Source organism: Actinoplanes sandaracinus (assembly GCF_030009775.1).
Classification (GTDB): Bacteria; Actinomycetota; Actinomycetes; order Mycobacteriales; family Micromonosporaceae; genus Actinoplanes; species Actinoplanes sandaracinus.
On sequence record NZ_JASCTH010000015.1, the window covers coordinates 40,012 to 51,571 of the forward strand.

General features: G+C 71.8%; 10 protein-coding genes. 2 read left to right on the forward strand and 8 right to left on the reverse strand.

Features of this window, described 5'->3' with window-relative positions; translation table 11 throughout:
* Nucleotides 1–195: 195 nt before the first annotated feature.
* From QLQ12_RS22740 to pgsA, 4 genes are read right to left on the reverse strand one after another with little or no spacing between them, the layout of a single operon-like run.
* Complete coding sequence (locus QLQ12_RS22740) at nt 196–747, reverse strand: hypothetical protein (RefSeq protein ID WP_282762328.1); 552 nt, start codon at nt 745–747, stop codon at nt 196–198.
* A gap of 43 nt (nt 748–790) precedes the next feature.
* Complete coding sequence (locus tag QLQ12_RS22745; RefSeq protein WP_282762329.1) at nt 791–1,927, reverse strand: glycosyltransferase family 4 protein; 1,137 nt, start codon at nt 1,925–1,927, stop codon at nt 791–793.
* An 8-nt stretch (nt 1,928–1,935) separates the two neighbouring features.
* A complete protein-coding gene (locus QLQ12_RS22750; protein ID WP_282762331.1) occupies nt 1,936–2,802 on the reverse strand; it encodes a phosphatidylinositol mannoside acyltransferase in 867 nt (288 codons plus the stop codon).
* A complete protein-coding gene (gene pgsA / locus QLQ12_RS22755; protein ID WP_282762333.1) occupies nt 2,799–3,419 on the reverse strand; it encodes a phosphatidylinositol phosphate synthase in 621 nt (206 codons plus the stop codon). The genes QLQ12_RS22750 and pgsA overlap by 4 nt, the downstream gene beginning before the upstream one ends.
* A 216-nt stretch (nt 3,420–3,635) precedes the next feature.
* On the opposite strand from pgsA, the gene QLQ12_RS22760 reads away from it, so the two are divergent.
* Nucleotides 3,636–5,798: an elongation factor G-like protein EF-G2 gene (locus QLQ12_RS22760; protein WP_282762335.1), complete on the forward strand. Its 2,163-nt coding sequence runs from the start codon at nt 3,636–3,638 to the stop codon at nt 5,796–5,798.
* Between the two features lie 123 nt (nt 5,799–5,921).
* On the opposite strand, the gene QLQ12_RS22765 is transcribed toward QLQ12_RS22760, so the two are convergent.
* The 4 genes from QLQ12_RS22765 to QLQ12_RS22780 all read right to left on the reverse strand — a co-directional run bounded on the left by QLQ12_RS22765 (nt 5,922) and on the right by QLQ12_RS22780 (nt 10,771).
* The gene (locus QLQ12_RS22765; protein WP_282762595.1) at nt 5,922–6,398 is read right to left on the reverse strand and encodes an HIT family protein; all 477 of its coding nucleotides are present in this window, start codon (nt 6,396–6,398) and stop codon (nt 5,922–5,924) included.
* A 97-nt stretch (nt 6,399–6,495) separates the two neighbouring features.
* Nucleotides 6,496–7,638, reverse strand: coding sequence for a sensor domain-containing diguanylate cyclase (locus QLQ12_RS22770; protein WP_282762336.1), 1,143 nt, complete (start codon nt 7,636–7,638; stop codon nt 6,496–6,498).
* A gap of 74 nt (nt 7,639–7,712) precedes the next feature.
* Complete coding sequence (gene thrS / locus QLQ12_RS22775) at nt 7,713–9,710, reverse strand: threonine--tRNA ligase (protein ID WP_282762337.1); 1,998 nt, start codon at nt 9,708–9,710, stop codon at nt 7,713–7,715.
* A 122-nt stretch (nt 9,711–9,832) separates the two neighbouring features.
* Nucleotides 9,833–10,771 carry an ADP-ribosylglycohydrolase family protein gene (locus QLQ12_RS22780; protein ID WP_282762338.1) on the reverse strand — a complete coding sequence of 313 codons (939 nt, stop codon included), beginning with the start codon at nt 10,769–10,771 and terminating at the stop codon, nt 9,833–9,835.
* A gap of 97 nt (nt 10,772–10,868) precedes the next feature.
* Between QLQ12_RS22780 and QLQ12_RS22785 the strand changes: the two genes are divergently transcribed.
* Nucleotides 10,869–11,558, forward strand: a complete 690-nt coding sequence (locus QLQ12_RS22785; protein WP_092555028.1) for a response regulator transcription factor — start codon at nt 10,869–10,871, stop codon at nt 11,556–11,558.
* Nucleotides 11,559–11,560 lie beyond the last annotated feature (2 nt).

Below are 11,560 nucleotides of genomic sequence, written 5' to 3' on the forward strand. Positions count from 1 at the left end.
CGCGGGGCCCTTCTCCGCTTCCCGGTCCCGGTGCGCTCTCCGGGCGGACCACCCCGCGGCGGTACGGCCACACCGCCCCCGACCGCACCGGAGGAGTCCCGGGCCTCCCCCGCGAGGCCCGGCCCGCTCACGGCCGAAGCCGCGACGGCCGGGCTGCCACGCGGTGACCGGCGTGCCGTCAACCGGCCGCGAAGGTCAGACGGCCTGGGCCGGCAGGGCGCCCTCGGCCGGCGAGGCCGGGGTGGGGACCGCCCGGGCCAGGGGGAGAGCCGGCAGCGACGGCTCGACGATGTCGAAGTACTGGGGCCGGGGATAGCGCCGGGCCAGCCGGAACAGCCGGACGAAGACGCGGCGACGGGCGCTCAGGGCGTCGCGGACCAGATCGGTGTGCACCTGCCGGGCCAGGACCACCCGCCGGCTGGTCGCGGCCAGCGTGCGCACCGCCGGATCGGCCGGGTCGAGGGTCACCGCCTGCAGCTGCCGCGTGAGGTCGTTCTCGGCGGTCTCGCGTTCGCCGGGTTCGGCGTCGAGAGCCAGCCTGGCCGCGGAATAGAGCTCCACCGACTCGCGTCGCTCGGCGACGACCGCGGCGGCCGCGGCACGGCGCAGCAGATGCGCGTCCAGGGCGCGCTCGGCCGACCGCGCCCGCGTGTGCAGACGCTCCACCCTCTGGGCGGTCCAGCCGAGGTACGCCGAGAAGATCGCGGCCAGCACGACGACTCCCACCACCCACCACATGCGGGGCATCGTAGTGCCGGAATGTGTCGGAGCGCCGCATGCCCCGGCGTGGTCAGGACCACTCGTCGTCGAAGACGCGCCCGTCGGTGGCCTCGATCGCGGTCGCGTAGACCTCGAGCACCCGGTTGGCCACACTCGGCCAGTCGAACGCGCCGACGGCCGCCCGGGCGCACGATGACAGGTCGGTCCGGCGGGCCGGGTCGTCCAGCAGCTCACCTAGCAGCCGGGTCAGTGCGGCCTGGTCACCGTTGGGGAAGAGGGCTCCGGCGCGGCCGCCGTCGAGCACCCGGCGGAACGCGTCGAGGTCGCTGGCGGCGATCGCGGCGCCGGCGGCCATCGCCTCGGTGAGGATCATGCCGAAGCTCTCGCCGCCGGTGTTCGGGGCCACGTAGACGTCGACGCTGCGCAACATGCGCGCCTTGTCGGCCTCGGAGACCAGGCCCAGGAACTCCACCCGGTCGTGGAGTTCCTTCGGGATGTCGTCGTAGAGCTCGTCACGGTCTCCCGGCCCGGCGACGAGCATGCGCAGCCCGGGGCGTTCGCGAGCGAGGGACACGAACGCCGTACGCAGCAGGGGGAAGCCCTTGCGGGGCTCGGTGAAGCGGCCGAGGAAACCGATCGCGCCGCCGTCGCCGGGCCATCCGGGCAAGGGCACGGCCGAGGCGAACTTGCGGACCGCGACGCCGTTGGGGATCTCGACCGCGCCGCCGCCGAGGTGCTCGACCTGGACCTTCCGGGCGAGTTCGCTGACCGCGATCCGGGCGGTGATCTTCTCCATCGCCGGTTGCAGGAAGTTCTGTGCGGCCGACAGCGCCCGGGAGCGGGTCATCGCGGTGTGGAAGGTGGCGACCACCGGCCCACGCGCGGAGAGCACCGCCAGGAAGGTCAGGCTGGGGGTGAACGGCTCGTGCACGTGCAGCACGTCGAACTCACCCCGCCGCAGCCAACGGCGGACCCGGGCGGTGGAGACCGGGCCGAAGGAGATCCGGGCGACCGAGCCGTTGTAGGGCAACGGCACCGCCCGCCCGGCGGGCACGACGTATTCCGGCAGGCCGGCGTCGTCGTCGGCGGGCGCGAGCACGCTCACCTCGTGGCCGAGTTCGAGCAGCGCCTCCGACAGGTCCATGATGTGGTTCTGCACGCCGCCCGGGACGTCGAACGAGTAGGGCGAGACGATCCCGATCCGCACAGCGCCTCCTAGAGCCAGAGCTTCTGGAGCATGTGCCAGTCCTGCGGGTGCTCGGCGATGCCGGCCGCGTAAGCGTCGGCGAGCTGCTGCGTCGTCTTCTTGACGCGCTCGTCGAGCGGCCCGTCCACCGGCGGGATGATCCTGCGCATCCGCGCCACGGTGCGTTTCTCGTCGAACCACAGGTCGACCGCGAAGAGCGGCGCGCCGCTGCGGATGGCGAGGATCGCCGGCCCGGCGGGCATGCGGGTCTTCCCGTCGAAGAACGTCACCTCCACGCCGGAGCGGGACAGATCGCGGTCGCCGAGCAGCGGCACCACCCACCCCTTGCGCAGGTGTTCGGTGAGCACGTCGAGCGGCGGGCGCTCACCGCCGGTGAGCGGGAGGATCTTCATACCGAGCTTCTCCCGGTACGCCACGAACTGCTCGAACACGGCCTCCGGCTTGAGCCGCTCGGCCACCGTGATCAGCGGCCAGCCGTGCGCGGTCACCCAGGCGCCGGCGACATCCCAGTTCCCCGCGTGCGGCAGCGCGAGGACCACGCCGTCGCCGTCGGCGACCGCCTGCTTCAGCTGCTGGTAGCTCTCCGGAACCATGAAGAAGCCGTCCAGGAACTGCTCGCGGGTCTGCGACGGAAGCCGGAACGCCTCCATCCAGTAGCGGGCGTACGACCGGAGGCCGTCCCGCACCAGCGTGTCCGGCATGTCGTCGCCGGCGACGTGGCGCAGGTTGTCGCGCAGCCGCTGGGTGCCCCGCCCGTTGCTCCGGTACGCCCGGTCGGCCGCCGCCTGGAACAGTGCCCGGGCCACCGGCAGCGGCAGCGCGCGCACCGCCCGCCACCCGGCCGCGTAGCCGATCTCGATCAGCCGGTCCTTCACGCGGCCGGCGCCTTCGGCTCGGTCCGCCCGGCGTGGATCAGGCGCTGGAAGGCGGTGATGACGGAGAGGACGGCGAGCACCCACAGCGCCGCCGGCAGGCCCCAGTCCTGGCCGGCCGCGCCGAGCAGCCCGCCGGCCCCGACGATGAGCAGCCGTTCCAGACGCTCCGCGATGCCGACGTCGGCGTTCAGGCCGAGGCTCTCGGCGCGGGCCTTCACGTAGGACACGACCTGCCCGAAGACGAGGCTGAGCAGGGCGGCGACCACGCCGTTGTACGGGTTGCCCTCGGTCGCCATGTAATAGACGACGGCCCCGAAGACGGCGCCGTCGGCGATCCGGTCCATGGACGAGTCGAGGAGTGCCCCGAACTTGCCGGTGCCTCCGCGCATCCTGGCCATTGTGCCGTCGAGCGCATCGGTGAGCGCGAAGGCGGTTACGATCACGGTGCCCCAGAACAGGTGGCCCCGCGCACCGAAATACGACCCGATCAGCACACCGACGGTGCCGGCGACAGTGACCGCGTTGGGCGAGACGCCGATCCGGAGCAGGAAACGGGCGAGCGGGTCGATGCCGTACGCGACGACAGCACGAGCCGTTGTTTGAACGATCTTTGCCATGGCCGTCCCACCATAACGGCGCACGACCAGCGGTGGTACGGCCCGACCCCCGGCTTGGCCGTATCGTCACCATCCGGCGCCTTTCCGAGGCCGTGCCGGCCCCCGGCGGAGAACCGAAGTAAAACCGGGCCAAAGGTTCTTGCGACCACGACTGGCCCGGGTGTGGGATTCATAGAACAACAGCGGAACAAACGGGAAACGACGGGAGCGCTCGGCATGGCGCAGAAGACTTCGGAGAAGGGGCTTGCCGGCGCTGGTGCGCCGGTGGTGACCGACCCCGGCAGAGTTCGCAACGTGGTGCTGGTCGGCCACGCCGGTTCCGGGAAGACGACGTTGGCCGAGGCGCTGCTCGCGGCCACGGGCACGATCCCGCGCGCGGGCGGTGTGACGGACGGCACCACGGTGACCGACCATGATCCGGCGGCGATCCGGCAGCAGCGCTCGGTGGCCCTCGCCTGTGCCCCACTCATGCACGACGGGGTGAAGATCAACCTGTTGGACACCCCCGGCTACGCCGACTTCGTCGGGGAACTGCGGGCCGGCCTGCGCGCGGCGGACGCCGCCCTCTTCGTGGTCTCGGCGGTCGACGGGGTGGACGACTCCACCGTCGCCCTCTGGGAGGAGTGCGCCGCGGTCGGCATGCCGCGCGCCGTGGCGATCACCCGTCTGGACCATCCGCGCGCCGACTACGAGCAGGCCCTCGGCGACTGCCAGGACGCGTTCGGCGACAACGTGCTGCCGGTCTTCCAGCCGATGCTCGCCGACGACGGCCACGGGGTCGCCGGGCTGCTCGGGCTGGTCACCCTGCGCGTGCTGGACTACTCGGGCGGGTACCCGCCGGTGGCCCGCGAGGCCGAGCGGGAGCATCTCAACCCGATCGCCGACGACCGGAACACGCTCATCGAGGGGATCATCGCGGAGAGCGAGGACGAGACCCTCATGGACCGCTACATCGGCGGTGAGCTGATCAGTACCGACGCGCTCATCCCGGACCTGGAGAAGGCCGTCGCGCGGGGCAACTTCTACCCCGTCGTCCCGGTCTGCTCGCACACCGGCGTCGGCCTGGACGCGCTGCTCGAACTGATGGCCAGCGGCTTCCCGTCACCGCTGGAGCACGACCTGCCGGTGGTCACCGGCGTGGACGGCTCGCCCCGCTCCCCCATCGTCTGCGACCCGGACGGCCCACTCGTGGCCGAGGTGGTCCGCACCACGATCGATCGGCACGTCGGCCGGGTGTCCCTGGTCCGGGTCTTCTCCGGCACCCTTCGGCCGGACCAGACGCTGCACGTCTCCGGACACGGCATGTCCGATCGCGGCCACCCCGACCACGACGCCGACGAGCGGGTCGCGCACGTCTACTCCCCGCTCGGCGCCCAGTTGCGGGAGATCCCGCAGGCGATCGCCGGCGACATCTGCGCGATCACCAAGTCCGGCAGCGCGGAGACCGGCGACACACTGTCCGGTAAGGACAATCCGCTGCTGATGGCGCCGTGGACGATGCCCGAGCCGCTGCTGCCGATCGCGGTGGTGGCCAAGACGCGCTCCGACGAGGACGCCCTCGCCAAGAACCTGGGCCGGCTGGTCGCCGGCGACCCGACCCTGCGCCTGGAGCGCAACCCGGAGACCCACCAGCTGGTGCTCTGGACGATGGGCGAGTCGCACGCCGACGTGGTGCTGGACCGGCTCCGCTCCGGCGGCGTCGAGCTGGACACCGAACCGGTCAAGGTGTCGCTGCGGGAGACGTTCGGCACCGGGGCGAAGGGCCACGGCCGGCACGTCAAGCAGTCCGGCGGCCACGGCCAGTACGCCGTCTGCGACCTGGAGGTGGAGCCGCTGCCCCGCGGTGAGGGCTTCGTGTTCGTGGACAAGGTGGTCGGTGGCGCGGTGCCGCACAACTACATCCCGTCGGTGGAGAAGGGTGTCCGGGCCCAACTGGAGAAGGGTCTCGCGGCCGGGTACCCGGTGGTGGATCTCAAGGTGACCCTCTACGACGGCAAGGCGCACAGCGTCGACTCGTCGGACGCGGCCTTTCAGACCGCCGGGGCGCTGGCGCTGCGCGCCGCCGCGGAGAGCGGCCAGATCACGCTGCTGGAGCCGGTGGACGAGGTCGTGGTGCGGGTGCCGGAGGCCTATGTCGGCGCGGTCATGAGCGACCTCTCCGGCCGCCGCGGCCGCCCGCTGGGCAGCGAGTCCGGCGGTGAGGGCGAGCCCAGCCTGGTGCGCGCCGAGGTTCCCGCCGCCGAACTGGTCCGGTACGTGGTGGAGCTGCGCGCGATCACCTCGGGCACCGGCACGTTCACCCGCCGGTACGCCCGGCACGAGCCGATGCCACCGCACCTGGCCGAGACCGTCCGCAAGGAGCACACGACCGCTCGGTGACGCCCGTTCCGGGCGCCGGCCGGAGCCGGCTCAGACGGTGATCACGTCACCGCCTCGCGCATCGGCGCCCGGACCCCGCCGATCATCCGCTCCGAGGGCGGGCGGCACGCCGGGGTCCGTGCGCTAGGCGGCGGGCCAGGCCTTGACCAGCATGTCCCGGGTGTCGAAGAGCAACTGCGGCAGCACTTTCGTCATGCCGATCACGGGCATGAAGTTCGCGTCGCCACCCCACCGCGGCACGATGTGCTGGTGCAGATGGGCGGCGATGCCCGCGCCGGCCACCGAGCCCTGGTTCATGCCCAGGTTGAACCCGTGCGGGTTGCTGACCGAGCGCATCACCCGCATCGCGGTGCGGGTGAACGCCGCCACCTCGGCCGTCTCCGGCTCGGTGAGATCGGTGTAGTCGGCGACGTGCCGGTAGGGGCAGACCATCAGATGCCCGGGGTTGTAGGGGTAGAGGTTGAGCACCGCGAACACCAGCTCACCCCGCGCCACCATCAGCGACTCCGCCTCCGGCCGGCCGGGCGCCAGGCAGAACGGGCAGCCGGACGGCTTCTCGTAACCGCCCTCGGGCCGGTCCTCCCCGGAGATGTAGGTCATCCGGTGCGGCGTCCAGAGCCGCTCCAGGCCGTCCGGTTCACCCGCACCCACCCGTTCGTCCACGATCTCATCCTATGCGGAAGTGACAGCCGTCTCTTCAGAGCGTGACGGTTCCGTGCAGGTGGTAACGCCCGCCGCCACGGCGCTTGGCCGTGTACATCGCGGCGTCGGCGCAGCGCAGCACGTCATCGGGGCGGTCCCCGGGCTCGGACAGGGCGATCCCGATGCTCGCCGGAGTGTTCAGCGCGTGCCCGTTCACCAGGACCGGCTCGTTCAGGGCCGCGATGATCCGCTCCGCGATCGTCACCGCGTCCGCCGGGTCCCGCAAATCCTCGGTCACCACCACGAACTCGTCACCGCCCAGCCGGGCCACCGTGTCCTCGGTGCGCACGCACGTCTTCAGCCGCTCCGCCACCACCTTCAGCAGCTGGTCGCCGGCGTCGTGGCCGTGCGTGTCGTTGACCGTTTTGAACCCGTTGAGGTCGAGCAGCAGCACACCCACCGGCTTCGCGGTGCGCCGGGACCGCGCCAGCGCCCCGGTCAGCCGGTCCCGCAGCAGAGCCCGGTTGCCCAGCCCGGTCAGCATGTCGTGCATGGCCCGCATGGTCAGCTCGGCGGTCAGCGCCACGCTGTCCAGCGCCAGCGACACCTGGGTCCGCAGCGTGTGCAGCCCCTTCAGCACGTCGGCCGGCAGTTCCTCGTCGGTGCCCACGCTCAGCACCCCGAAGAACCGGTCGCCGTTGAGCAGCGGCAGCAGCATGATCGGCCGGCTCTCGTAGGCGTCCAGGCCGGCGACGCCCAGCCCGGTCCAGCCGGGCGCGGTGACGATCTCGCCCCGGGCCAGCCGGGAGAGCAGCGCGGCCGGCACCACCGACCCGGGCACCTCGGCGCCCAGGAGGGCCTCCGCCCCGGCGCCGGACGCGTGCACCACGGTCCAGGTCTCGCCGTCCGGCGTGGCCGTGACGATCGCCGTACGCGCGCTCGGCAGACCGGCCAGCAGGGTCACCGCGGCGTCGGCGGCGAGCCGGTGCACCTCGGCCGCCACCGTGGTACGCAGCAACGCCGTGCCCAGGTCGCTGAGCACGTGCTCACGGTCCATCGACTCACGCAGCGCCCGCATGCCCGCCTCGACGCGGGCGGCCTCGCGGACACGCGTGGCCCTGCCGCTCAGCTGCAGCACGAACCAGGTAGCGGCCAGACCGTACCCGGCCAACGCCACCGGTGGTGTGCGGAACCGCATGAAGTCCTCCCGATCCCGCCGCCCGCGGCGGCTGCTCCGCGTCCCAGTCGGGTGGCGGGATCGAGAGTTGAGGATCAGGCGGCGGAAGGCCCGGTATTGATTCGGGAGCGAACCACCTCGACGACGTGCGCGACGGCCTCGTCGATCGACACACCGTTGCGCTGCGAGCCGTCCCGGTAGCGGAACGACACGGTTGCGCCGTTGACGTCGTCGTCGCCGGCGATCGCCATGAACGGGATCTTCTGCTGCTGCGCGGTGCGGATCTTCTTCTGCATGCGCTCGGTGGAGTGGTCCACCTCGGCCCGGATGCCCTCCTTGCGAAGGCGCACCACGAACTCCTCCAGGTACGGGGCGTGGTCGTCACGGATCGGGATGCCGACCACCTGCACCGGCGCCAGCCAGGCCGGGAACGCGCCCGCGTAGTGCTCGACCAGCACGCCGAAGAACCGCTCGATCGAGCCGAACTTCGCCGAGTGGATCATCACCGGCTCCTGCCGGCTGCCGTCGGCGGCCTGGTACTCCAGGCCGAACCCGGCCGGCTGGTTGAAGTCGTACTGGATGGTCGACATCTGCCAGGTCCGGCCGATCGCGTCCTTCGCCTGAACGCTGATCTTCGGGCCGTAGAACGCCGCGCCACCCGGGTCGAGCACCAGGTCGAGACCGGACTCCCGGGCCACGTCCTCGAGGACCTTGGTGGCCTTCTCCCACTGCTCGTCCGAGCCGATGAACTTGTCGCTCTTCGGGTCGCGGGTCGACAGCTCCAGGTAGTAGTCGTCCAGGCCGAAGTCGTCCAGCAGCGAGCGAACGAAGTTCAGCAGGTGCTTGATCTCGCCCGGCGCCTGCTCCGCGGTCACGTAGGAGTGCGAGTCGTCCTGGGTCAGGCCGCGCACCCGGGTCAGGCCGTGCACCACACCGGACTTTTCGTAGCGGTAGACGGTGCCGAACTCGAACAGGCGCATCGGCAGGTCACGGTAGGACCGCCCGCGCGACCTGAAGATCAGGTTGTGCATCGGGCAGTTCATCGCCTTGAGGTAGTAGTTCGCCCCCTCCAGCTCCATCGGGGGGAACATCGTGTCCTTGTAGTACGGCAGGTGCCCGGAGGTGTGGAAGAGGCCTTCCTTGGTGATGTGCGGGCTGCTGACGTACTGGAAGCCCTCCTCGATGTGGCGGGCCCGGACGTAGTCCTCCATCTCCCGCTTGATCACGCCACCCTTCGGGTGGAAGACCACGAGACCGGATCCGATCTCGTCCGGGAAGGAGAAGAGGTCCAGCTCGGCGCCGAGCTTGCGGTGGTCCCGGCGCTCGGCCTCGGCAAGCCGGGTGAGGTACGCCTTGAGCTCGTCCCGCGACGGCCACGCCGTCCCGTAGACCCGCTGCAGCTGCGGGTTCTTCTCACTGCCCCGCCAGTAGGCGGCAGCCGATCGCATCAGCTTGAAGGCCGGGATGAGCCGGGTCGACGGCAGGTGCGGACCGCGGCACAGGTCGCCCCAGACCCGGTTGCCGTCCTTGTCGAGGTTGTCGTAGTGGGTCAGCTCGCCGGCGCCGACCGCCGCGGCCTCGGAGTCCACGTCGCCCTTGATGTCGACCAGTTCCAGCTTGAACGGCTCGTTCGCCAGCTCCGCCTTCGCCTCCTCGAGCGAGCCGTACTCGCGGCGGCGGAACGTCTGACCGGCCTTGACGATCTCCTGCATCCGCTTCTCGAGCTTCGTCAGGTCCTCCGGCTGGAACGGCTTCTCGACGTCGAAGTCGTAGTAGAAGCCGTCCCGGATCGGCGGGCCGATGCCGAGCTTCGCCTCGGGGAAGACGTCCTGCACGGCCTGCGCGAGCACGTGCGCGGCCGAGTGGCGCAGCACGTCGAGGCCGTCCGGCGAGTCGATCGCGACCGGGGTGACCTCGGCGTCGGCGGCAGGCGTCCAGTCCAGGTCACGCAGGCGGCCGTCGGCCTCGCGGACCACGACGATCGCCTTCGGCCCATGCGCGGGGAGCCCCGCGGCGGCCACCGCGTCGGCCGCCGTAGTCCCGGCCGGGACGACTAGTGGGTCGGCCACAGCGGGTATACGGGGTGCAGACACGGTGATCTCCATTCATGCGGGTGACGACCCGGGTCGTCCAGGCCGTCAACGATGCTATCCGCCGGGTTTGGGCGGTCTTCCGGCGGCGCGCGGGGTTCACTCGCCGCCCACCACGGCGGGGTTCACTCGCCGTCGCGGGCGGCGACCCAGCCGGGCAGGGGTTCCCGGGCGGCGAGCCAGCCCGGTGGGATGCCGTCGAGGCCGGTGTACGCCGCCACGACTCCCCCGGCGATCGCCGCGGTGGTGTCCACGTCCCCGCCGGCGGCCACGCACGCCGCCACGGCCGCGGGGTAGTCGTCCAGGAACCGATCGGCCACCCAGAGCGCGAACGGCACGGTGTCCTGTGCCGTCGCCTGCCCGCCCGAGCCGAGCCGCTCCGCCGCCTCGGCCACGGTGATCCGGGTCAGCCCGGCCGCCTCGATCAGGCCGTCGTGGACCACCCCGGCCGGCGTGTGCCCGGCCGTCGCCCGCAGCAGCTGCCCACGGTCCGGCCGGTGGCCGTTGAGCCGGGCGGCGGCGGCCACCGCGGCGGCCACGGTCACCGCCACCCCACCGGCGATCCCCTCCGGGTGCGCGTGGGTGACCTCGGCCGCGCGTGCCCCCGCGGAGGCCGCATGGACGAGGGAGTCGGCGTGCCAGGCGCCCAGCGGCGCGGCACGCATGGCCGCGCCGTTGCCGCAGGAGCCCTGGCCGTTGAAGGCGGCGGCCGCGGCAATCGGCCAGGGCAGGCCCTCGCGGATCTGGCGGAGCATGACGACCGCGCCGGGGCCGTAACCGCGGTAGGGCTCGAACCGCTCGGCGAGCAGCTCGGCGAACCGGTCGCGGTCGAACTGCTGGTCGGACAGGTCAGCGCTGCCGGCGAGGATGGCGACCAGGCAGCAGGCCTGCTCGGTGTCGTCGGTCCACTCCCAGGGCGGGTCGGGGACCCGGGCGTCGAGCAGGTCGGAGGGGTGGTTGCCGGGCACGAAGTACTGCGCGCCGAGGGCGTCGCCGACGCTGAGGCCGGCGAGGCTCTCGCGTGCCAGGACGAGCCGCGTACCGGGGAAAAGGGTGAATGACATCGGTACTTCGGATCGTATTCCATCACTGAGCGTCATCAAAGAGTCTCGCTCGATCACCCTTTAGGTTTTGCCTTGCCGGGGACGCTACGGTCTTCGCATGGCCACGGTATTGCTCGTCGAAGACGACCATGTCGTGCGCGGCGCCATGCTCCGTTCGCTCGCCGACCGGGGGCACGCCGTGCACGCCGTCGGCACCGCCCTGGAAGCTCTGCGGCGGGTCGCCGCCGAGACGCCCGACCTTGTCGTGCTCGACCTCGGGCTGCCCGACCTGGACGGTTCGGACGCGCTGCGGATGCTCCGCGGCATCACCGACGTGCCGATCATCATCGCCACCGCGCGTGACGACGAGCAGACCGTCGTGCGGCTGCTGCGGGCCGGCGCCGACGACTACATGGTCAAGCCGTTCACCGGCGCCCACCTCGACGCGCGAATAGCCACCGTGCTGCGCCGCGTCGGCCGGGCCAGCCGGGCCGCGCAGCCGGCCGTCCACGAGGTGGGCGAGCTCCGGGTGGACGTCGGCGAGCGCAGCGCCACCCTCGGCGACCAGCCGCTGGCGCTGACGCGCAAGGAGTTCGACCTGCTGGCCTACCTCGCCGCCCGTCCGGGCCGAGTGGTTTCCCGTCGTGAGCTGTTGGAGGAGGTATGGCGACAGCCATCGGTCGGCGAGGACCAGACCATCGACGTGCATTTGTACTGGCTTCGGCGGAAACTGGGCGAGTCCGCGGCGAAGCCCCGCTTCCTGCGCACCGTGCGGGGGGTCGGATTCCGGTTGGTGGCACCGGACTGAGG

What these genes read in the sequence shown, in the direction of transcription:
- QLQ12_RS22740 (WP_282762328.1), bottom strand. Translation starts at nt 747, where the DNA reads ATGCCCCGCATGTGGTGGGTGGTGGGAGTCGTCGTGCTGGCCGCGATC.
- pgsA (WP_282762333.1), bottom strand. Translation starts at nt 3,419, where the DNA reads ATGGCAAAGATCGTTCAAACAACGGCTCGTGCTGTCGTCGCGTACGGC.
- QLQ12_RS22760 (WP_282762335.1), top strand. Translation starts at nt 3,636, where the DNA reads ATGGCGCAGAAGACTTCGGAGAAGGGGCTTGCCGGCGCTGGTGCGCCG.
- QLQ12_RS22765 (WP_282762595.1), bottom strand. Translation starts at nt 6,398, where the DNA reads ATGACCTACATCTCCGGGGAGGACCGGCCCGAGGGCGGTTACGAGAAG.
- QLQ12_RS22770 (WP_282762336.1), bottom strand. Translation starts at nt 7,638, where the DNA reads ATGCGGTTCCGCACACCACCGGTGGCGTTGGCCGGGTACGGTCTGGCC.
- QLQ12_RS22780 (WP_282762338.1), bottom strand. Translation starts at nt 10,771, where the DNA reads ATGTCATTCACCCTTTTCCCCGGTACGCGGCTCGTCCTGGCACGCGAG.
- QLQ12_RS22785 (WP_092555028.1), top strand. Translation starts at nt 10,869, where the DNA reads ATGGCCACGGTATTGCTCGTCGAAGACGACCATGTCGTGCGCGGCGCC.